At 58.5% G+C, this 22,851-nt stretch carries 19 protein-coding genes; 18 read left to right on the forward strand and 1 reads right to left on the reverse strand.

What is annotated here, in order from left to right; translation table 11 throughout:
* Positions 1–206: 206 nt before the first annotated feature.
* On the forward strand, positions 207–1,490 hold the full coding sequence (locus J3351_RS11225; protein WP_097773760.1) for a UDP-N-acetylglucosamine 1-carboxyvinyltransferase: 1,284 nt from the start codon (positions 207–209) through the stop codon (positions 1,488–1,490).
* A 94-nt stretch (positions 1,491–1,584) separates the two neighbouring features.
* Entirely contained in the window at positions 1,585–2,373 is a 789-nt protein-coding gene (locus J3351_RS11230) for an MBL fold metallo-hydrolase (RefSeq protein WP_097771776.1), read from the forward strand.
* A gap of 61 nt (positions 2,374–2,434) precedes the next feature.
* Here the strand turns inward: J3351_RS11230 and J3351_RS11235 are convergent, their stop codons facing one another.
* Positions 2,435–2,983: a DUF1836 domain-containing protein gene (locus tag J3351_RS11235; RefSeq protein WP_117477426.1), complete on the reverse strand. Its 549-nt coding sequence runs from the start codon at positions 2,981–2,983 to the stop codon at positions 2,435–2,437.
* Positions 2,984–3,145: 162 nt separating this feature from the next.
* Between J3351_RS11235 and J3351_RS11240 the strand changes: the two genes are divergently transcribed.
* The 16 genes from J3351_RS11240 (at position 3,146) to mltG (ending at position 22,806) form a co-directional block, all read left to right on the forward strand.
* Positions 3,146–3,985 (forward strand): DegV family protein, encoded by an 840-nt coding sequence (locus J3351_RS11240; protein ID WP_242699397.1) that lies wholly within the window; start codon positions 3,146–3,148, stop codon positions 3,983–3,985.
* Between the two features lie 152 nt (positions 3,986–4,137).
* Positions 4,138–5,667, forward strand: a complete 1,530-nt coding sequence (gene cls / locus J3351_RS11245; RefSeq protein ID WP_207697761.1) for a cardiolipin synthase — start codon at positions 4,138–4,140, stop codon at positions 5,665–5,667.
* A 202-nt stretch (positions 5,668–5,869) separates the two neighbouring features.
* The gene (locus tag J3351_RS11250; protein ID WP_207697762.1) at positions 5,870–6,886 is read left to right on the forward strand and encodes a hypothetical protein; all 1,017 of its coding nucleotides are present in this window, start codon (positions 5,870–5,872) and stop codon (positions 6,884–6,886) included.
* Positions 6,887–7,191: 305 nt separating this feature from the next.
* Entirely contained in the window at positions 7,192–8,034 is an 843-nt protein-coding gene (locus tag J3351_RS11255; protein WP_207697763.1) for a transporter substrate-binding domain-containing protein, read from the forward strand.
* A gap of 174 nt (positions 8,035–8,208) precedes the next feature.
* A complete protein-coding gene (locus tag J3351_RS11260) occupies positions 8,209–8,847 on the forward strand; it encodes an amino acid ABC transporter permease (protein WP_207697782.1) in 639 nt (212 codons plus the stop codon).
* Between the two features lie 15 nt (positions 8,848–8,862).
* Complete coding sequence (locus J3351_RS11265) at positions 8,863–9,645, forward strand: amino acid ABC transporter ATP-binding protein (RefSeq protein WP_097773767.1); 783 nt, start codon at positions 8,863–8,865, stop codon at positions 9,643–9,645.
* A 260-nt stretch (positions 9,646–9,905) separates the two neighbouring features.
* Positions 9,906–11,261: an MATE family efflux transporter gene (locus tag J3351_RS11270; RefSeq protein WP_035394998.1), complete on the forward strand. Its 1,356-nt coding sequence runs from the start codon at positions 9,906–9,908 to the stop codon at positions 11,259–11,261.
* 198 nt (positions 11,262–11,459) lie between these two features.
* Positions 11,460–13,673 carry an ATP-dependent RecD-like DNA helicase gene (locus tag J3351_RS11275; protein ID WP_207697764.1) on the forward strand — a complete coding sequence of 738 codons (2,214 nt, stop codon included), beginning with the start codon at positions 11,460–11,462 and terminating at the stop codon, positions 13,671–13,673.
* A 152-nt stretch (positions 13,674–13,825) separates the two neighbouring features.
* A complete protein-coding gene (locus J3351_RS11280; protein WP_005936170.1) occupies positions 13,826–14,851 on the forward strand; it encodes a rod shape-determining protein in 1,026 nt (341 codons plus the stop codon).
* 165 nt (positions 14,852–15,016) lie between these two features.
* Positions 15,017–15,373, forward strand: a complete 357-nt coding sequence (locus tag J3351_RS11285; RefSeq protein ID WP_207697765.1) for an OadG family transporter subunit — start codon at positions 15,017–15,019, stop codon at positions 15,371–15,373.
* 15 nt (positions 15,374–15,388) lie between these two features.
* Positions 15,389–16,597, forward strand: coding sequence for a sodium ion-translocating decarboxylase subunit beta (locus J3351_RS11290; RefSeq protein WP_156072207.1), 1,209 nt, complete (start codon positions 15,389–15,391; stop codon positions 16,595–16,597).
* Between the two features lie 122 nt (positions 16,598–16,719).
* Entirely contained in the window at positions 16,720–19,368 is a 2,649-nt protein-coding gene (locus J3351_RS11295; protein ID WP_207697766.1) for an ATP-dependent helicase, read from the forward strand.
* Between the two features lie 7 nt (positions 19,369–19,375).
* Entirely contained in the window at positions 19,376–20,155 is a 780-nt protein-coding gene (gene thyX, locus J3351_RS11300) for an FAD-dependent thymidylate synthase (RefSeq protein WP_207697767.1), read from the forward strand.
* Positions 20,152–20,820 carry a deoxynucleoside kinase gene (locus J3351_RS11305; protein ID WP_207697768.1) on the forward strand — a complete coding sequence of 223 codons (669 nt, stop codon included), beginning with the start codon at positions 20,152–20,154 and terminating at the stop codon, positions 20,818–20,820. The genes thyX and J3351_RS11305 overlap by 4 nt, the downstream gene beginning before the upstream one ends.
* A 23-nt stretch (positions 20,821–20,843) precedes the next feature.
* A complete protein-coding gene (locus J3351_RS11310; RefSeq protein ID WP_097773776.1) occupies positions 20,844–21,656 on the forward strand; it encodes a hypothetical protein in 813 nt (270 codons plus the stop codon).
* 13 nt (positions 21,657–21,669) lie between these two features.
* Positions 21,670–22,806, forward strand: coding sequence for an endolytic transglycosylase MltG (gene mltG, locus J3351_RS11315; RefSeq protein ID WP_207697769.1), 1,137 nt, complete (start codon positions 21,670–21,672; stop codon positions 22,804–22,806).
* The last annotated feature ends 45 nt before the right edge of the window (positions 22,807–22,851 follow it).

A 22,851-nucleotide genomic window follows, 5' to 3' on the forward strand; every position in this document is an offset into this window, starting at 1 on the left:
AACAAAAATATCGAATATCTCCGCAGATTCTGGGCAAAACAGAAAATAATCCGGCAGGGAAAAAGGGGGCTTTGCTTTTTGCCCGAAGTTGTGTATAATAAGATAGTTGTATCGTGAGGGTGTGTGCCCGGCGGTGCGCGGAGAGATCAAGCAAGAACCCTGAGTGGCCCTGCCGCTGGCGGGCCTGCGACAAGGAGATTATAAAATTGGAAAAGTTTGTTATTACGGGCGGCAAGCCCCTGCATGGCGAAGTTACCATTTCCGGTGCAAAAAATGCGGCTGTGGGCATTCTGCCTGCCACCATTCTGGCGGCAGATGTCTGTGTGATCGAAAACCTGCCGGACATCAGTGATGTGGCAGTCAGCCTGAAGATCCTGAGCACCCTGGGTGCCAGCATCAAGATGCTGAACCGCAATACCTACGAGATCGACACCACCCACCTGAACAGCACCAACGTCCCGGACGATCTGTCCCGCCAGATGCGTGCCAGCTACTACTTCCTGGGTGCGCTGCTCTCCCGCTTTGGCAAGGCACAGGTGGCCATGCCCGGCGGCTGCAATCTGGGCCCCCGCCCCATCGACCAGCACCTCAAGGTGTTCAGCGCGCTGGGTGCAGAGGACAGCGTGGACTATGGCATGATCACCGTGCGTGCCAAGGAACTGAACGGTGCCCATATCTTCTTTGATAAAGTCAGCGTGGGCGCTACCATGAACGGTATGCTCTCCGCTGTGATGGCACAGGGCCAGACCATTCTGGAAAACTGCGCCAAGGAGCCCCATGTTGTTGATCTGGCAAACTTCCTGAATATGTGCGGCGCGGATGTGCGCGGTGCCGGCACCGATGTGATCAAGGTGCGCGGCGTGGAAAAGATGCACGGCTGCACTTACAGCATCATCCCTGACCAGATCGAGGCGGGCAGCTACATGGTTGCCGCTGCTGCCACCGGCGGCGACGTTCTGATCAAAAATGTCACCCCCAAGCATCTGGAACCCATCACGGCAAAGCTCCGCCGTGCCGGTGTGGATGTGGAGGAATTCGATGATTCCGTCCGCGTCTCCCGCAAGGGCGATATCCTGCCGCTGAAGATCAATACCATGCCTCACCCGGGCTTCCCCACCGATATGCAGCCCCTGATGGGGGTGCTGCTCAGCGTGGCAAAGGGCACCTCCACCATCACCGAGAGCGTGTGGGACAACCGCTTCCGCTATGTGGACGAGCTGCGCAAGATGGGCGCAGTGGTGCAGGTGGACGGTCAGGTGGCCGTGTTTGAGGGGGTGGACAAGCTGAACCCTGCCCCCCTGCGTGCTTCTGACCTGCGTGCCGGTGCGGCCATGGTCGTTGCTGCCCTGATGGCAGACGGCACCAGCGAGATCGAGGAGATCGGCCACATTGAGCGCGGCTATGAGAACATCGTGGAAAAGCTGCGCGGCCTGGGCGCTGAGATCAGCAAGGTGGAGCGGATGCCCGCCGCACTGGAATCGGCAATGTGATCATTCAGAACCTCTCAGTCTGCTTCGCAGAAGTTCCCCTGACAGGGAGCTTTTGTGAAGCCATGACGGAGAGGTTCGTTTCTTGAGGTTTGAAATGTCTGAATTCATCTCGTTATACTCTGGTTCCTCCGGCAACTGCAGCGTGGTGCGCACGGGGGAGAAGTACATCATCATCGATATGGGAAAGGGTGTGCGCACTACCTCGGCGGCACTCAAGGAACTGGGCCTGAACATCAGCGATTGTGCGGGCATTCTGGTCACCCACGAGCATTCTGACCACGTCAAGGGGCTGGCCACTTTCCTCAAAAAGAATCCGCTGCCGGTATACGGTGCAGATGATACGCTGGATTTTCTGGATGCAAACGGCATCGTGCCCGCCAGCTGTGAGCTGCGCACCCTGTCCGGCGGGGAAGAGGATGTGGGAGATTTCGGTGTGACGATGTTCCCCACCAGCCACGACGTGCCCTGCGTGGGCTACCGCATCCACACCCCGGACAACAAGACCATGACCATTGCCACCGACCTGGGTGTCCTGACCCCGCCGGTGCATCAGGCCCTGAGCGGCTGTGACCTGGTGGCGCTGGAAAGCAACTACGACCTCCACATGCTCCGCAGCGGGCGGTATCCTTACTACCTGCGCTCCCGCATCGAGTCCAACCGGGGCCACCTCTCCAACGATGAGTGCTCGGCAAAGCTGCTGGAGCTGATCCAGGAGGGATGCAAGAAGTTTGCCCTCTGCCATCTCTCGCAAGAGAACAACACCCCGGCGCTTGCTTTGCAGACCATGTTCAACACCCTGGGCGCGGCGGGTGTCGTGCCGGAAAAGGACTGCATCGTGCAGGCCCAGCGCCGCAATGAGATCAGCCCTGCGCTTACATTTTAAGAAAAAATAGCCCTCTCCATCATTGCTTTACAAAGCATGACGGAGAGGGCCATTTTTGTTGTTATGCCAGATCCGGCAGGATATCGGGCCAGAGGGCCTGCTCCTGCCGCAGGTCGGTAAAAACGCAGTCCAGATAGATCTTGTTCACAGCCGAGATGATGGTGCTGCGCAGGAGCTTGCGTGCATCATCAACATCCGGCTCCAGCTCGGAAAAGCTTTTGGTCAGGCCGAACACATAGGGCAGGTAATTCTCCAGCTCATCGCAAAAGGTATCATACGCCTGCGCGGAGGTATAATGCGCCCGCTGCATCTTGAACAGACTGTCGATGTTTTCCATGGACAGGACATTTTTAGAAACTACGATGTAGATCAGGCAGGCCAGCTGATCCCGGGTATACTTCTTTTTGATGGGGTGGCTGATGATCCCTTTCTTAACGTAGTTGCTCACCATGGAAGCGGTGAGCTCCACCCCCTGAAATGTGCGGAAACACCCGTTGACAAACTGTACACTCTGATCCAGATAAAGCCCTACGGTGGGGAGTTCTGCATACCGGGGCAGGGCAAACCCTGCGGCGCAGGCCGCAACGCGGCGGTTTGATTCTAATTTCATGCGGACAGTATACCATGTTTTGGAAATGTGGTCAACAGGAAATTGAAAACTTTTGAAATAATTCAATAAAACAGTTGACAGGGTTTTGAAAAGCTGATATAGTGATTCAGACAACAGGAAAAACTGCGGCATCCGCTGCCGCCGGAATGGAGATAAATGCTTATGAACACCAAGATTGTTGTGGATTCCTCCGCCAGCCTGTACACCTTGCAGGGCGTGGATTTTGAATGCGTTCCCCTGAAGATCATCACCGACGATGCCGAATATCTGGACAACGGCACGATGGATGCCTTGGGCATGGCCCAGACCCTGCGTACCTATAAGGGCAAGACCTCGACCTCCTGCCCCAACGTCAGCGACTGGCTGGCCGCCTACGAGGGAGCCGACGAGGTGTATGCCATCACCATCACGGGCACTCTGTCCGGCAGCTACAATGCCGCCCAGCTGGCCGCCGAGGAATACCAGCAGGAGAACCCCGGCAAGCGGGTGTTCGTGCTGGACAGCCTTTCCACCGGCCCGGAGCAGCGCCTGCTGGCCGAGCATCTGCGGGATCTGCTGGCTGAGGGCAAGGAGTTTGACGAGATCTGTGAAGAGATGCTCCGCTACCACAAGCACACCCATCTGCTCTTCTCGCTGGAATCGCTGGCCAATCTGGCTCGCAATGGCCGCGTGAAGCCTGCCGTTGCTGCTGTGGCGCGGATGCTGGGCATCCGGGTCATCGGACAGGCAAGTGAGGCCGGAGAGCTGGATGTTCTCTGCAAGACCCGTGGCGAGCATGGTGCGCTGGAGCGCATCGTGCTGGAACTCAAGGAGCACGGCTACACCAACGGCAGGCTCCATATCTCTCACTGCGGCAATCCCGCCGCCGCCGAGCGCCTGAAGCACATGGTAAAGGCTGTGTTTGATGGAGCAAAGGTGGACATCAGCGAATGCGGCGGTCTGTGCAGCTATTATGCAGAGCTGGGCGGCCTGCTGGTTGGTTATGAGGACGCGGAAGCATAAGCGAACGGCCCTCGGAAAAATTCTGCCCACGATTGAATAGGCGCTCATAGCGGGGAAAGCCGTTGTGGGCGCTTTTTTGTTTGCAAAATCTTCCGCTCTGCGCTATACTAACAGCATCAAAATCGCCGTGGGCGGCAGGGGAGGGATACCACATGTTCAGATTGCCCATCGTCAAGTTTTTCAACCGCATCTTCAACCGTGTCACGATCACAGTGGTGCTGGTGGCTTTACAGGTGCTCTGGCTGCTCTGGGCGTTCTGGTCGTTCACGGCGGGGCGGGTCTGGCTGAACGGTGCCCTGAAGGCGCTGAGCATCATGATCGTGCTGTATCTGGTGCGCAAGGATGAAAACAGTGCTTATAAGATCGGCTGGATCGTTCTGATCGGTCTTCTGCCCCTGCTGGGCGGCGCGCTTTATCTGGCTTTTGGCAACAAGGCCCCCGCCAAGTATCTGCGGGAGCGGATGCAGAAGGTGGAACAGGCCCATCAGACCGAGCTTGCCCAGCCCGAGGGCCAGACCGATGCGCTGGATATCTCCAGCCGGAACCTGAGCCGCTATGTGGCAAAGTTCGGGCCGTATCCGGCCTGGAAAGATACCGCTGCCCACTATTTTTCCTGTGGGGAGGAGATGTATCCCCAGCTGCTGGCGGATCTGGACAAGGCAGAGAAGTTCATCTTTCTGGAATTCTTTATCCTCCGTTCCGGCAAAATGTGGGACGGCGTGGAGCAGATCCTCCGCCGCAAGGCCGCTCAGGGGGTGGATGTGCGGCTGATCTACGATGATTTTGGCAGTCTGCTGGGTTTGCCCAGTGATTTTGTCATCCGCATGGAGAAGGCGCACATCCGCTGCATCCCCTTCAACCCGGTGGTGCCGCTGGTCTCGCTGGTGATGAACCACCGCGACCACCGCAAGATCGTGGTGGTTGACGGCAATGTGGCCTACACCGGTGGTGTGAATCTGGCGGATGAGTATATCAATGCCGAGCAGCGCTTTGGCTACTGGAAGGATGCGGCCATCCGGCTGGAGGGTGCCGCTGTCTGGAACTTTACCGTGATGTTCCTCAATGCATGGAACGCCTTCCGCCCGCAGGAGACCGATTACACCGCCTTTGCGCCCACCCGCCTGCCCGCAGTGCAGGATGGCGTGGTACAGCCCTACGCGGACAGCCCGCTGGATGAGGAACCGCTGGCCGAGACGGTCTATCTGGACATCCTCTCTCAGGCCCAGAGATATGTTTATATCTATACGCCCTACCTGGCCGTGGGCGAGGAGATGCTGGATGCTCTGAAAAATGCGGCCAAGCGCGGGGTGGACGTGCGGCTCATCCTGCCCGGGATCCCGGATAAGAAGCTGGTGTTCCGGCTCAGCCGTTCCTACTATCTGCCCCTGCTCAGGGCGGGCGTGCGCATTTATGAATTCACGCCCGGTTTCCTCCACGCCAAGTGCTATGTCAGCGATGACCGTGTCGCCGTGGTGGGCAGCATCAATATGGATTATCGGAGCCTGTTCCTCCACTTTGAATGCGGAACACTGCTCTTCCATAACAGCCAGATCGCCGCACTGCGGAAGGATGTGGAACGCACCCTGCCGCAGTGCCGGGAGATCATGCGCTCCGACTGCCGCACCAATCTGCCGGGCACAGCACTGGACAGCGTGCTGCGGCTGCTGAGTCCGTTGATGTAAGCGGCTGCGCGCAGCACTCGGGGAGCTTTTCCGCGCAAGTGAAACGGGCCATTCCGTCGCCCGCCCTATTGCCTGCGGCAACAGGGTCCCACCCCAGCGGACACTTGCTTTGGAAAACTCCCGTCGGCTGCGTAATTTTACGTTCTTCTGGACATACTATGGGGCAAAGGCCCAACGGGCCGTGTGGAAAGGGAGCGTATCTATGAATCAGAACCATCGGGCTCTTTGGAGCTGTGCCATGGCGGCGGCGCTGCTGCTGACCGCCTGCGGCAAAACGAACGCCGGGTCGGGCAGCTCCGGCAGCATGAGCGGAAGCAGCGGCACATCCTCCGCACAGACCCAGACAGCGGCATGGAAAACCGGTCTGGGTGTGGTGACAGAGGCCACCGATCAGGACAGGGCAGGGAAAATTGAACTGGCAGCGGCCGCTGTCCTGCTGGATGGCGAGGGCAAACTGGAGAGTGTTCTGCTGGATGAGCTGGAAGTGTCTGTTTCGGCGGACAGCACCGGCCATGTGACCCTGCCCACCGACTGGCGCACCAAGCGGCAGAAGGGGGACGATTACCCGCTGGCCGAGGTCTCTTCCCTGAAAAAGGGCTGGGGGGAACAGGCGGATGCCTTTGCCAGTTACCTGATCGGCATGACCCCGGAACAGGTCTCCATGCTCAAAGTGGATAAGGATGGCAAAGCCACGGATGCCGACCTGCTGAGCGGGTGTACCATCGCTGTGGATCGCTACCGGGATGCCGTGACCCGGGCCTGCGCCAATGCCAGGGCACTGGGTGCCGCCAAGGGCGACAGGGCCGCGCTGGGCATCGAAGCGGTGAACGGGACTTCGGACATCACCGCCACCGATGACAAGGATGTGAATGCGCAGGTGGATGTGAGCATCGTGGCACTGACCACCGATGCGGACCGCCGTGTGACCAGTGCCATTGCGGATATGGCCGAGCCGGCCCTGACGGTGGTGTCAGACGGCGGTGTGACAGCCCCGGACCTCGTCAAGACCAAGCTGGAGCTGGGTGAGGACTACGGGATGCGCGGTGCGTCGGCGCTGGGCAAGGAGTGGTATGAGCACAGCGAGGGCTTCTGTGATGCCCTCAAGGGCAAGACCCGCACCGAGATCGCCGGGCTTTCCGGCGGCGATGCCGACCTGAAGGCTCTGTGTACCATTGACATCACCGATCTGCAAAAGGCGGCGCTGGATGCCCTGAGCTGAGGGGGAAGCCCTTTTCGGTCTCGCAATCGCGCACCGGCTCTCCCGGATAGGGGGGCGGTGGCATTCCGCTGAATTTTCAGAGAGAAACATCTCGCCGCGTCTGGCAGCTGCCGACGCGGCGTTTTTGTTTTGTCAAATTGCCCGCTTTGCCGTGGTAAAGCGGTAAAGATTTGAGCAAACTGCGAAAAATCAGGTTTCCCCCTTGCCAAATGGCAGAAAACGCGCTATTCTATAACCACAGTTTAGCAATTTAGCATGGTAAAGCAATAAAACAAAGCTGCTTGCCACTGAGGGAGGAACCGTATATGAAACGTCTTGTATCCGCATTCCTGGCCGGTGCCATGGCACTGAGCCTTGCCGCCTGCGGCGGTGCCGCTTCCATTTCCACTGCCGCATCTGCTTCGGCCTCTGCTTCCGGCAGTGCTGCCGCATCCCAGACCGCAGGCAGCGACCTGGATTACATCAAGGGCAAGGGCAAGCTGGTCATTGGCTACACTGTTTACGAGCCCATGAACTACACCGATGCCGATGGCAACTTCACCGGTTTTGATACCGAGCTGGCCACTGCTGTCTGCGAAAAGCTGGGCGTGGAGCCGGAGTTTGTGGAGATCAACTGGGATACCAAGGTCGTGGAGCTGGATGCCAAGAGTATCGACTGCATCTGGAACGGTATGACCCTGACCGATGACATCATGCAGAACACCGCTACCACCAAGGCTTATGCAAAGAATGCACAGGTGGTCGTTGTGAAAGATGGCACCGATTATACCTCTACCGCTGATCTGGTGGGGAAGACCGTGGTTGCCGAGGCTGGTTCCGCCGGTGAGGCCGCCATTGAGGGGGACGAGAACCTGGCACAGGCTGATTACGTTTCCAAGGGCGTTCAGACCGACTGCCTGATGGAAGTTGCCGCAGGCACTGCCGATGCCGCTGTACTTGACCTGACCCTGGCCAACGCCATGATCGGTGAGGGCACTGACTATGCCGACCTGAAGATCGTGGACGAGCTGAACGCCGAGGAGTACGGCGTGGCATTCCGCAAGGACAGTGATGCTGCCGCCGCTGTGGATGAGGCCTTTGATGCACTGAAGGCCGATGGTACCATGCAGGCACTGGCCGATAAGTACGATTTGGCACTGGCTGACTGAATTTGTTGAACAACTCCTTCCGTCATCGCGATGCGATGCAACCTCCCTCGGTGAGGGAGGCTTTTTGTTGCCGATGCGTGAAAGGCTCCCGAGCAGAGGGAACTTTCACCGGCTGTGATGGAAGGGAATATGGATTCTGAATAAAAAAGGTGTGTTTTTGTGTCTGTGATTCTTATGCGCCTGTCCGGCGCGTTCCTGCTCAATTGTGAGCTCTTTGCCCTGACACTGCTGTTTGCACTGCCGCTGGGGCTGGTGGTCTCGTTTGGCTCCATGAGCCGCTGCAAGCCGCTGGCCGAGCTGGTCAAGACCTTTGTCTGGATCATCCGCGGCACCCCGCTGATGCTGCAGATCATTGTGATCTATCTGGGCCCCGGCCTGCTGGGCATGAACAACCCCTGGCCCTCCGGCTCCGGCGGACGGATGGTGGCGGCGGTGGTGGCTTTTGCCATCAACTATGCCTGCTATTTTTCTGAGATCTACCGCGGCGGCATTGAAGCAGTGCCCAAGGGGCAGACTGAGGCCGGGCAGGTGCTTGGCATGACCAAAACACAGATCTTTTTCAAAGTGACTCTGCTTCAGGTCGTCAAGCGCATCCTGCCCCCCATGGGCAACGAGATCATCACGCTGGTCAAGGATACCTCGCTGGCAAACACCATTGCCAATAAGGAGATCATTATGATGGCCAAGGAGTACAGCGCAAAGGGCCTGATCTGGCCGCTATTCTCCACCGCGCTCTTCTTCCTGGTGTTTGTGGGCGCACTGACCATCCTGTTCAACTGGGCTGAAAAAAAGCTCGATTATTTCCGCTGCTAAGGAGGCAGATAGATTATGGCGTTGCTCGAAGCTTCCGGTATCGGGAAAAATTTTGGCGAGACCCATGTGCTGAAGGACATCTCCCTGGATCTGGAGCAGGGGGAAGCGCTGGCGATCATCGGCTCGTCCGGTTCCGGCAAAACAACTCTGCTGCGCTGCCTGAACTTTCTGGAACGGCCTGACACGGGTGTGATCAAGGTGAACGGCGAGACCATGTGGGATGCCGCCGACCCTGCCACCCAGAAGGAAAGTGAGATCCGCAAAAAGCGGCTCCATTTTGGTCTGGTGTTCCAGAACTTCAACCTGTTCCCGCAGTACACGGCCTTACAGAACGTGATGCTGGCAGGAGAACTGCTGGCAAAGGAACGCCCGGAGTATCAGGCGAATAAAAAGGCCATCCACGCGGAGCTGGAACAGCAGGCAAGAGAGCTGCTGGCGCAGATGGGCCTTTCGGAGCGGGCCGGCCACTACCCGCATCAGCTCTCCGGCGGCCAGCAGCAGCGTGTGGCCATTGCCCGCGCGCTGGCGCTTCACCCGGATATCCTCTGCTTTGATGAGCCCACCAGCGCCCTTGACCCGGAGCTGACCGGCGAGGTGCTGAAGGTCCTGCGTGATCTTGCTGACCGTAAGACCACGATGATCATTGTTACCCATGAGATGCACTTTGCCCGCGATGTGGCCGACCGCATCCTGTTCATGGATGGCGGCGTGGTCGTGGAGGAGGGCCCTGCCAAACAGCTCATCGACCACCCCCGGGAAGAGCGTACCAGACAGTTCCTCGCACACTATTCAGAATGACCCGCCGCTGAGCGTTCCGGATGAGGATACCCCGCCTTCGGGCAATGCCGGAACGGGGTTCTGGAGCATTCTGTTCCAGCTGCTGATGCATCTGGCCGGGAAGCACTGAAAAATTTGAAAAAACCTCTTGAAAATTCATCGCAACCTGATATAATACCCACATGAACAAAAACGTCCTGCCCATTGCGCGGCAGGGCGTTTTTGTCGGAAAAAATTCGTGTGATAAGGTCTGTGATGCTTTCCCAAGGAGGAACGTGCGTATGACGAAAGATATGACGCAGGGCAGCCCGCTCAAGCTGATCCTTGCCTTTGCGGTGCCGCTGATGCTGGGCAGCCTGTTCCAGCAGTTCTATAATCTGGCGGATACCATCATCGTGGGCCGCTTTGTGGGCGTGGAAGCCCTGGCGGCGGTCGGCAGTGTGGGTGGTCTGAACTATCTGGTGCTGGGCTTTGTCAATGGCATTGCCTGCGGCTTCTCCATCCCCATCTCGTGGACATTCGGTGCGAAAGACTATGTGGAGATGCGCCGCTACACCGCCAATGCTGTCTGGCTGAGTGTCTTTTTTGCCGCAGTGCTTACCGTGGTCACGGTGGCCATGACCCGTTCCATTCTGGTCTGGACCAATACCCCGGACAACATCATTGATCTGGCGGACATCTACATCCGCACCATCTTTATCGGCATCCCGTTTACGCTGCTGTACAACATGACCAGCGCCCTGATGCGCGCTCTGGGTGACAGCAAGCGGCCCCTGTACTTCCTGCTGGTGGCAAGCTTTCTGAACATCGGGCTGGATCTGCTCTGCATCATCACCTTCAAGATGGGCGTGTTCGGTGCAGCATTCGCCACCGTGTTCAGCCAGGCAGTGGCCGGTCTGGGCAGCCTGTGGTACATCCTCAAGCATTATAATGAGCTGCGTTGGAACAAAGAAGAAAGCCGCCTGAGCAGACAGCACTGTGTCAAGCTGTGCGGCATGGGCATCCCCATGGGTCTGCAGTGCAGCATCACGGCCATCGGTTCCGTTGTGCTGCAGGGTGCAGTCAATGGTCTGGGCAGTGACATCGTGGCAGCACAGACTGCAGGCGGCAAGGCGGCACAGTTCCTGTCCGTCCCGCTGGAGAGCATTGGCACGGCCATGACCACCTACGCCAGCCAGAATATGGGTGCCCACGACCTGAACCGTGTGAACAAGGGCGTGAACACCGCCCTGGGCATCGGCTGTGTGTACAGTGTGGCATCCTTCCTGATCCTGCGCGTGCTGGATAAGGCTTTGATCGGCCTGTTCCTTGAGAGCAGCCAGACCGAGATCATGGCCAACGCCCAGAGCTTCATCTTCTGGAACAGTGTGTTCTATATCCCGCTGGCGGTCCTTATCATTTACCGCTACACCATTCAGGGGCTGGGTTATTCCAGCCTGGCCATGTTTGCCGGTGTGGCAGAGATGATCGCCCGTGCTATGGTGGGTTTCCTGTTCGTGCCGCTGTGGGGCTATTTTGCCGCCTGCATTGCAAACCCGGTGGCCTGGTTCTTTGCCTGTTTCTTCCTGATCCCGGCGTATATCGTTGTGTTCCGGAAGCTGAAACAGGAAAAAGCAAGACCGCACGCAAACTTGTAAAAATTGAGCCGCTCTTTTGCGAAACCGCAGAAGGGCGGCTCTTTTGTTGCCTAGTAGGGGAGGCTTTGGCAAAGAGGGAAAGCCTCACGCAACGCCAAAGCTGAGAGGTTGTAAAGAGCAGGGCCTGCCCAATTCCTTTACAAATAACACCAAAACGATTATACTATAAATAATTATGTCACAAGGGGGGTGAGGAGCATGGAGCTGGAACAGATCGAGGGAACAGTGGAGAACATTATCTACGAGAACCCGGATAACGGCTACACGGTGTTTGAAATTTCCGGCGGCGGCACGGTCACCGTGGTGTGCGGGATCGTGGGCGAGCTCCATGCGGGCGAGAGCGTGGTCTGCCGCGGTAAATATGAGAACCACGCCACCTATGGCCGCCAGTTCCACGCCCAGGAGTGCGAGACCGATATGCCGAAGGATCTGGAAGCGGTGTACGCCTTCCTTGCCAGCGGCTCCCTGCCTTATATCGGGGCGCGCACGGCCAATAAGATCATCGACAAATTCGGCGCGGCGGCGCTGGAGGTGATCGCCAACGACCCCGCCCAGCTCACCCTGATCCCCGGCATCTCGGCGGACAAAGCTGACCGCATCCAGCAGGAGTTCAAGCGGATGTTCGGAATGCGGGAACTGATCGCCTATCTGGCTCAGTTCGAGATCAGCCCCCGCCGCGCCATGGAGGTGTTCCGCGTCTTTGGCCCCAGTGCCATGCAGGCCATCTCCCAGAACCCTTATCTGCTCTGTGGGGAACCCCTGCAGCTGGATTTCCGCCATGCGGACAGCATTGCACAGTATTACCACATGGAAGGGGACTGCACCCAGCGGCTGGAAGCAGCGCTTCTGCGCACCCTGCGCCACAACGCGGGCAACGGCCACACCTGCCTGCCCCGTGCGCAGCTGCTGGACACGGCATCCCACTTCATCCAGCAGCCACCCGAAAAGCTGGCCCGTGCGCTGGACCACTGCATTGAGACCGGGCAGCTTGGCGTGAAGATGCTGGAGGCGGTGCCGTATATCTATCTGCCTGACCTGCTGGAAGCAGAACAGGCCATTGCCGACCGGCTGGCCCTGCTGGCGAAGCGGGAAAAGCAGACGGTGCGGGACCTTGATAAAAACATTCAGGTGCTGGAGCTGACCCAGGGCTTTGCCTATGCGCCCCTGCAGCGGGAAGCCATCCGCAAGGCCATGACCGAAAACTGCCTTGTGCTGACCGGCGGCCCCGGCACCGGTAAGACCACCACGGTCAACGCCATCCTGCAGCTGCTGGAACATCAGGCAGACCGGGTGGCGCTTTGTGCTCCCACGGGCCGTGCGGCCAAACGGCTGAGTGAACTGACCGGCCGCAAGGCCTCTACCATTCACCGCCTGCTGGAGGTGGACTACTCCGGCGGCGTGGTCAGCTTTATCCACAATGACAAGAACCTGCTCAAATGCGATGTGGTCATTCTGGATGAGATGAGTATGGTGGATGTGAAGCTGTTTCAGGCGCTCATTGCAGCCCTGCGGTACAGCTGCCGCATTATTATGGTGGGCGATGCCGACCAGCTGCCCAGCGTGGGGCCCGGCAACATTCTGGGCGAGGTCATCCGCTCCGGGCTGGTGCCCACCGTCTGCCTGAACGAGATCTTCCGGCAGGCTAAACGCAGCCTTATTGTGGAGAACGCCCACCACATCATCAGCAGTGAGCCGCTGCAGAAGGGCGGAAAGACAGACGATTTCTTCTTTCTGGAATCGGACGGCGATGCGGCACAGAAACTGGTGTGCGATCTTGTTACCACCCGTCTGCCCCGGAGCTATGGGTTTGACCCTGTCCGGGATATCCAGGTGCTCTGCCCCACCAAGCTGGGCCCCACCGGCACCCAGGCGCTGAATGTGGAGCTGCAGAACCTGCTCAACCCGGAGCAGAAGGGCAAGCCCCAGCTCCAGAGCGCCTCCCGGGTGTTCCGGGTGGGCGATAAGGTGATGCAGGTGCGGAACAACTACGAGATCGTCTGGAACCGCATTGGCGGGGAGCAGGGCGTGGGAGCCTATAACGGTGATATCGGCATTGTGGAATCCATCAACATGCGCGACCGCTCCATGGTGGTGCGGATGGATGACCGCCGCCTGCTCTACCCGGCGGAAAACCTGAACGAGCTGGAGATCGCCTACGCCATCACGGTGCACAAGAGCCAGGGCAGCGAGTTCCCGGCGGTGGTGCTGCCGGTGGCGCAGGTGCCGCCAAGGCTCTGCTACCGCAACCTCTTCTACACCGGCGTGACCCGCGCCCGCAAATTGTGCATCGTGGCCGGGCGGCGGGATGTGGTGAACCGGATGATGTCCAATGTCCGGCAGAACCTGCGGTACAGCGGCCTGTGCGAATTGCTGAAAGAGAATCTGCCGCCGGAACAGATGGCGGCAGAATAACCTCTCAGGCGCTTTGCGCCAGCTCTCCTACTAGGAGAGGTTTGGTCTATACTTTTTTACCGGCTTATGCTACAATATAAATTGATTTGATTTCCCGCCCGAACGGGCATTTATGATAGAAAACAGGGGAGCAGAGAAAGGAACGTTTCATTATGGCACAGAATGACATCGGCATCGATCTGGGCACAACGACCATTATCATTGCACAGGCAGGGCAGGGGGTCGTGCTCAACCAGCCCAGCGTGGTGGCAATGGATACCCGCAAGAACTCCGTGCTGGAGGTGGGCGACAAGGCCCTGGCCATGGTAGGCCGCACCCCCAACTATATTTCCGCCATTTTCCCGCTGAAGGACGGTGTCATCAGCGACCACACCATGACCCGGGAGCTGATCTGCCGGTTTGTGAATCAGGTGTACAGCTCCCACATGGTCAAGCCCCGTGTGGCTGTCTGCGTGCCCGCTGCCATCACCGGCATTGAGAGCGATGCCGTGGTGGAGGCTGTGATGGCCGCCGGTGCCCGTCAGGTCTACCTGATCGATGAGCCCATTGCCGCTGCACTGGGTTCCGGCATCGACATCACCCAGCCCGATGGCCGGATGATCATTGATATCGGCGGCGGCACCACCGATATCGCTGTCCTGTCTCTGGGCGGCAAGGTCAAGGCCACCAGTGTCCGTGTGGCGGGCAACCACTATGATGACGAGATCCTGAAACATGTCCGCAACAAGTTCAGCATTGCCATCGGCCAGCGTACCGCAGAGCAGCTGAAAAAGAACGTTGCCTGCTGCCCCCAGAAGGCTGATTTTGACGAGACGATGGAGGTCAAGGGCCGCAGCCTGCTGACCGGCCTGCCCATCAAGGTGAATGTTTCCACCAGCGACCTCTATGAGCCTGTGATGATGCTGAGTGAGCAGATCGGCACTGCCGCCCATCAGGTGCTGGAAAAGACCCCGCCCGAGCTGGCAGGCGATATCTTCCGCAATGGTGTGGTGCTGACCGGCGGCGGCGCACAGCTGCACGGCCTGCCCGAATACCTGAGCCAGGAGCTCAAGGTGGATGTGACCGTCTCGCCCGATCCCGTGAACTGCGTGGCATTGGGCACCGCCATGAGCCTGGGCCTGAACGATAAGCTGGAGACCGGCTTCCTGGATGCGACCCCCCGCATGGGCCGCCGTTAACCGGGGCCCTGACCCAGCTCGTTAAGAAATTGGAAAAGTTGCAACAAAATTTTGTTCATACTTGTTGAATCGGGTCGGGAAATATTGTATAATATTGTCAAATCGCTTTTTGCGCGCCGGGGCCTGCTCCGGAGTGCGGAGTAAATTATTATTAGGAGGAAGACCATGAATCTGGGTTCTGATGTGGTTATCACCATTACCGGTATCGTGCTGGTGTTTGCCATCCTCATCCTGCTGATGCTCATCATCACGCTGGAAGGCAAGATCTTCGACGGTATGGCCGCCAAGAAGAAGGCAGCCAAGGAGCCTGCAGCTCCCAAGGCTGCCACAAAGCCCGCCGCCCCCGTGCAGCAGGCTGCTCCCGCCCCTGTGGTGGAGGAAGGCATTCCCGGCGATGTGGTTGCCGCGATTATGGCAGCCATCCACGCCATGGGCAATGGCAAGTACACCCTGAAGGCCGTGCGCCGTGCTGCAAATGGCTGGAGCAAGGCTGGTGTCAACGACACCACCGCACCTTTTTAACACAGGAGGAAAAACATGACACAGTTTATCGATACTCTGGTCGGTATTTTCCAGAGTTCCGGCTTCGCACGGTTCGGTGAGCCGGGCGGCTACCTCTACGCGATTATGATCTGCGTGGGCTGCTTCCTGCTGTACCTGGCCATCGTGAAGGAATTTGAGCCCCTGATCCTGCTGCCCATGGCATTCGGCATGATCCTTGCCAACCTGCCCGGCAGCGGCATCATCCACATGCAGTACTTCGTTGGTGATGGTCTCGAGCACCCGATGTGGATCGAGATCCTGAATAACGGCGGTCTGGCCGATATGCTTTATATGGGTGTCAAGCTGGGCATTTACCCCCCGCTGATCTTCCTGGGCATCGGCACCATGACCGACTTCGCCCCCCTGATCTCCAACCCCAAGAGCCTGCTACTGGGCGCTGCCGCTCAGTTCGGTATCTTTGGCACTTACATGGGCGCTCGTCTGCTGGCCGCTACCGGCATTGTGGACTTCACCCAGAAGCAGTCCGCTGCAATCGCCATCATCGGCGGTGCAGACGGCCCCACCGCCATCTTCGTTACCTCCCGTCTGGCACCTGAGCTGCTGGGCAGCATTGCCGTTGCGGCGTACAGCTACATGGCTCTGGTGCCCGTGATCCAGCCGCCCATTATGAAGGCGCTTACCACCAAGAAAGAGCGTACGGTCGTAATGAAGCAGCTGCGCACCGTGTCCAAGACCGAGAGGATTATCTTCCCCATCATGGTCACCATCATTGTCTCTCTGATCGTTCCCGATGCAGCCGTTCTGGTCGGTATGCTGATGCTGGGCAACCTGATGAAGGAGTCCGGCGTTGTGGATCGTATCCAGAAGACTGCCGGCAATGAGTTGATGAACATCATCACCATTTTCCTGGCTCTGTCTGTTGGCTGCACCACCTCTGCAAACACCTTCCTGAACAGCCGCACCCTGTTCATCATCGTGCTGGGTCTGATCGCCTTCTCCTTTGGTACCGCTGCAGGCGTTCTGTGTGGCAAGGTGATGTACGCCCTGACCGGCGGTCAGGTCAACCCCCTGATCGGCTCTGCTGGTGTTTCCGCTGTTCCCATGGCCGCCCGTGTTTCTCAGAAGGTCGGCCAGAGCGAGAACCCCTCCAACTTCCTGCTGATGCACGCCATGGGCCCCAACGTCGCTGGCGTTATCGGTTCCGCAGTTGCTGCCGGTATCCTGATCAACATCTTCGGCTAAGCTTTATCTGAACACTGCCGCCCCTCCTGTGCTGTACAGGAAGGGCGGTTTTTTATGTACAACCCTCTTGAATTGTGATATACTTATAAAGTAAGTGATTTTATAGAAGAACAGGTGAAACAATGGCAGCAAGTCTCCAACAGGAATTCTGCGCTCTGCGCGATACCTATATTGAAAAGCAGTTTGGCCGCCTGAACGATATGCAGCGGCAGGCGGTATTTACCACCGACGGCCCGCTGCTCATTCTGGCCGGTGCAGGCAGCGGCAAGACCACTGTTCTGGTCAACCGCATTGCAAACCTGATCCGGTTTGGCTCGGCCCACGGTTCCAGCTGGACCCCCCGTGAGGTGACCGAAGAGGATGTCAAGGCCCTGAAAACGGCAATTATGACCGGCACCGATGCGCCCGCCTGGCTGGACGGGATGCTGCGGCAAAATGCTGTCCGCAGTTGGAACGTGATGGCCATCACCTTTACCAACAAGGCGGCAGGGGAGCTGAAAGAGCGCCTGCGCAATATGCTGGGCGGCGAAGAGGGGGACGAGGTGTTTGCCTCCACCTTCCACTCGGCCTGTGTGCGCATCCTGCGCCGCTGGGCAGAATCCATCGGCTATCCCCGCAGCTTTACCATCTATGATACCGATGACTCCCAGCGCGTGATGAAGGCGGTCTATAAGGAACTGAGCATCGACGATAAGTTCTTCCCGATCAAGAGCGCCATCAACCAGATGAGCCGCTGGAAGGACCAGCTGGTCAGCCCGGAGGAGGCGCTGCGCACCCCAGCCCGGGACACCAAGGGAGCCATTGCCGCCAAAGTTTACGCCGCCTACGAGAAAAAGCTCAGGGAGGCAGGAGCCTTCGACTTCGACGACCTGATCTACCAGACCGTGCAGCTGCTGGCGGAACACGAGGATGTGCGGGAGTTCTACCAGAACAAGTACCGCTACCTGCTGGTGGACGAGTATCAGGATACCAGCGTGGCCCAGTTCCGGCTGGTCAGCCTGCTCACCGGCCCGGAAAAGAACATCTGCGTTGTCGGTGACGATGACCAGAGCATCTACCGTTTCCGCGGTGCCACCATTGAGAACATTCTGAACTTTGAGCGCATCTTCCCCGGCACCAAGACCATCCGTCTGGAGCAGAATTACCGTTCCACCTCCAACATCCTGAATGCTGCCAACTGCGTCATCCAGCACAACACCGAGCGTAAGGGCAAGACCCTGTGGACCCGGAACGACGAGGGCGATAAGGTGCAGGTCTACACTGCAGAGAATGAGCAGGACGAAGCCATGCACATTGCTGATGTCATCGGTGAGCACCTGAAAGAGGGCGGGCATCTGGCGGACCATGCGGTGCTCTACCGTATGAATGCCCAGTCGGCCCCCATCGAAAGCTACTTTACCCGCGCGGGCATTCCCCATAAGATCGTGGGCGGCCAGCGCTTCAACGACCGCAAAGAGGTCAAGGACATCCACTCCTATATGTCCATCGTGGCGAACGCCCGGGATGATGTGCGCCTGCGCCGCATCATCAACGAGCCTACCCGGAAGATCGGCAATACCACCGTCGATGTGATCGCTGACCTTGCCGCCCAGCAGGGGATCAGTATGCTGGAAGTCATCTCCCACGCGGATGCATACGCCAAACTCAGCCGTGCCATTATGCCGCTGCTGAAATTCTGGCAGATCTACGAAAAACTGCAGGAATCGCTGGAAACCAGGACACTGGACGAATTTGCCCAAGATGTCATTGAGGTGACCGGCTACAAGGCCATGCTGGAAGCCGATGCGGCCAAGGGCCACGAGGATGCGGCAGACCGCCTGCAGAACCTGGGCCAGCTGGTCAACAACGTCAAAAACTACTGCGACCAGCACGGCGAGGATGCCTCACTGGAAGGCTATCTGGAGGATATCGCCCTCATCAGCGACATTGACAGCTACAACGAGAGCGCTGACCAGGTGGTTCTGATGACCATCCACTCTGCAAAGGGTCTGGAATTCCCCTATGTGTTCCTCATTGGCATGGAGGAGGGCGTGTTCCCCAGCGAGATGAGCAAATACTCCGAGGCAGATCTGGAGGAAGAGCGCCGTCTGGCCTATGTCGGCATCACCCGCGCCAAGAAGGAGCTGTATATCTCCAACAGTGTCTCCCGGATGCTCTACGGCCGCACCCAGCGCAACGAGCCCAGCCGCTTCCTGCGCGAGATCGAGCCTGAGTATATAGAGGAGACCCGCAGCCCGGCGTTGGAACGCCGTTCTTCCATGGGCTGGGGGTCCAGTTACAGTGATACCGTTCCCGGTGGGGCCTCGGGCTACTCCGGCGCGTCCGGCTGGGGCCGCAATTCCAGCAGCTTCGGCGGCCGCACCGGCGGCAGCTACCTCAACCGTGAATACAATGCCTCTGAGCGCGGCGGTTTCGGCTCCGGTTATGCAGGCCGTGGCAGCAGTGCTTCCGGGTCTGGCAGCGGAAGCAGCGCCCCGCGCACGTCTGGCTCCTCCGGTTTTGGCGCGGGCTATGGCCGCCCCGCGGCCCCCAAGGCAACGTCCAAACCCGTGAGCTTTCCGGGGAGTCCGGCAGCTTCCCGCCCGGCATCCACCGGCCCAAAGCATTACGAGGTGGGCGACATTGTGGAGCACAAGGTCTTTGGCCGGGGCAGGGTGCTGGCGGTCAAGGCTGCTGCCGGAGACCAGATCGTGGAGATCAACTTTGAAAAGGTCGGCGTGAAGAAAACCATGGCAAATTTTGCGCCGCTGACGAAAATCACGGAGGAATGAGAAAACTATGATGACCGTTCGATTGATCGCACATACCCCGGAACCGGAAAAGGTGGTGGCGGCAGCGGCCAAGCTCTGCTACTCCGATGCCCATATCACCGACCTGCTGGACGGCCTGACTGAGGAGAAAACGGCCAAGTTCCTGACCATGCTCAGCGACCTGGGCCATGCCAGTCCCATTGAACATGCCAGCTTCACCTTTGGCATTGAGGGTGTGAGCCGCACCCTGCTGGCCCAGATCACCCGGCACCGTATCGCATCCTTCAGTGTCCAGAGCCAGCGGTATGTCCGGCTGGACGACTTCCACTATGTCATCCCGCCGGAGATCGAGGCCATCCCTGAGGCAAAGGCAGCCTTTCTTGAGAGCATGGATGAGGATGCGAAGCGCTACCTGGACCTTGCAAAAAAGCTGGAGGACGGCCACACTGCCCGCCTGATGGCGGAGGGGATGCCGGAAAAGCAGGCCCGCGCCAAGGCCTCCAAACAGGCCAATGAGGATGCCCGTTTTGTGCTGCCCAACGCCTGCGAGACGAAGATGGTCGTGACCATGAACGCCCGCAGTCTGCAGAATTTCTTCCATCTGCGCTGCTGCTCCCGTGCCCAGTGGGAGATCCGTCAGCTGGCCGAGGAAATGTTCCGGCTGGTCTACCCGGTGGCACCCCATATCTTTGCCAAGGCCGGCCCGGCCTGCGTCAGCGGCCCCTGCCCCGAAGGCAGGATGTGCTGCGGCAGAACTGCCGAAGTCCGCGCAAAATATGAGGCCATCAAGCAGGAGGCTGGTGTATGAGCAAGGGCAAGCTGATCGTTCTGGAAGGGCTGGACGGCAGCGGCAAGGGCACGCAGGCTAAGCTGCTGGCAAAGCACCTGACGGTGACGGATCATCTGGTAAGAGAGATCACCTTCCCGGATTATGACAGTGATTCCAGTGCGCTGGTCAAGATGTATCTGGCCGGGCAGTTTGGTGACAAGCCTGACGATGTCAACGCCTACGCGGCATCCAGTTTTTATGCGGTGGACCGCTACGCGGGGTATAAGTCAGACTGGGGCGAGTTCTACGAGGAAGGCGGCATCTTGATCGCTGACCGCTACACCACCTCCAATGCCGTGCATCAGTGCTCGAAGCTCCCGCCGGAGCAGTGGGACACATTCCTGCAGTGGCTTTTTGACTATGAATACCACCTGCTGGGCCTGCCTGCACCGGATAAGGTGATCTATCTGCAGGTTGACCCGGCGGTGAGCCAGCGGCTGATGACTGCCCGCTACCATGGCGACGAGACCAAGAAGGATGTCCATGAAAAGGACACCGAATATCTGGCCCGCAGCCGCCGGGCGGCAGAATACTGCGCCGCTCACCTCGGCTGGGATACCGTCCACTGCACGGCAGGGGAGAAGATGCGGAGCATTGAGGATATTCAGGAAGAGGTCAGAACTCTTGCTCTCGCTGTTATTTGAAACAAAAGGAGGCATCCTATATCATGTACCGTTTGATGCAGCCGTCCGATTGGGCGGAGGTGCTGGCCCTGTGGCAGGCCCAGCGCGGCGACACGGAGGAGTTTGTCCGTGGCGCTGTGGAGCGCTTTGCCGGGGTGCAGAATGTCTACGTCGCGGAGGAAAACGACCACATTGAGGCTGTGGCACTGGCTGTGCCGGTGACCCTGCAGGGCCGCCCGGGCAGCTACCTGTTCGGTCTGTGCGGGCAGGGCAGCCTGCTCCTTGCGGGCCTGGTGGATACCCTGTGTGCCCAGCAGAAACTGCGGGGCGCAGGCTTTGTGGTGGCAGTGCCCGCCAGCCCGGAACAATCAACGCTGCTGCAGGATAAAGGCTTCCAGAAAGCCTTTGCCCTGCGCTGCCTGCCCCGGGAGGTGGAGCGCAACCTGTGGAGCCAGGCGGAATTCGATTCCGTGACGGCAAAAAAACTCTGCGAGCTGCGGGCAAAATACTGGCCCGACACCGTTCAGCTGCCGCCGGAGCAGATGGGGGAAGTTCTGCGGGACCTGTATTCCCGTGGCGCGACCATCGTATCCAGTGAGCAGGGCTACGGCATCTATTTCCGCAGGGAGGATACCCTTTACTTTGTGGAGATGATGGCGGAAAATGACCGTGCTGCCGAGGTGCTGATGGAAGCCGCCCGGGAGAAAGAGGTCATTGTGGAAAAGGCTGTCATCACGGTGGGAGCTGCCCAGAATCTGTTCCTGGGCGAGGGAACCCGGCAGGAGTATGGCCTCATCCGTTTTGAAGGAGAACCTTTTGATGTTTCGGAGAGCTACATGCGCCTGATGATGGATTGAAAGGAACGTGGATATGGCAGAGAAACACCAGAAAAAGAAAAGAGGCAGTGCGCTGAAGATCCTGTTGGTCGTGCTGTTGCTGCTGGTACTGACAGTCGGTGCGGCAGGCGTGTTTGCGTATAACGAGATCAACGGCAATGGAGGAAAGCCCGGTGCAGAGGTGACCGTCAGCATCCCCCAGGGCAGTGGCGTTGCTGCCATCGCAAAGGAGCTGAAGGAGGCTGGAGTGATCCGTTCGGCCTATCTGTTCCGCTGGTATGTGGGGCACAAGGGTGCCGCCGGAAAACTGCAGTACGGTGATTTTACGCTGCAAACCGGCGGATATTCTTACGATGGCCTGATCGCAGAGCTGTCCACGTATGCCAAGGCGGATTCGGTGCGTCTGACCTTCCCGGAGGGAACCACTGCCATTGCCATTGCCCGGAAAATGGAGGAAGCCGGTCTGTGTACTGCCGAGGAGTTTTTGGAAGAAGCCAACACCGGAGATTTCAGTGAGTACACCTTCTGGCAGTATGTCCCGGACGATGCCGATGCCCCCGACCGCTTTATGAAGTGTGAGGGCTACCTCTTTCCGGACACCTATGAGTTTTTGACGGACGATACCGTGCATCATTATGTTGCAACGTTCTATGCACACTTCGATAAGCAGTTTACGGACGAGATGTACAGGGAACTGGAAAAGCAGGAGCTGACCCTGCCCGAGGTCATCACACTGGCCTCTTTTGTGCAGGAGGAAGCGGGCAACGATCAGGATTCCAATGTGGCGCAGGTGTTCCGCAACCGTCTGGCCGAGGGTTCGCCCTACCCCAAGCTCCAGAGCAACACCTCCAGCTATGTCCAGAGCGATGAGGACAACAACTACCTCTGGAACTGGGTGGCTCCGTATTATGGCGGCTGGGAGGATATCCCCGAGAACATCCGGAATGCCTACGATACCTACACCTGCACCGGCCTGCCCGCCGGGCCCATCTCGAACCCGGGCCTTGCCGCGATCCAGGCTGCTCTGGCACCTCAGTGTGATGAGGAAGTCAGGGACTGCTATTTCTTTGTTACGGACCTTTCCGGTCACTACTATTACGCCAAGACCTATGCTGAACATCAGGACAACTGCCGGAAAGCGGCTGAAGTCAATCAGAGTTTGAAGAAGTAAGTCCCTCTCAGTCGGCTTCGCTGACAGCTCTCCCAAGGGGCGAGC

Origin of the sequence: Faecalibacterium sp. Marseille-Q0746 (assembly GCF_017377595.1) — a bacterium.
GTDB lineage: Bacteria > Bacillota > Clostridia > Oscillospirales > Ruminococcaceae > Faecalibacterium > Faecalibacterium duncaniae.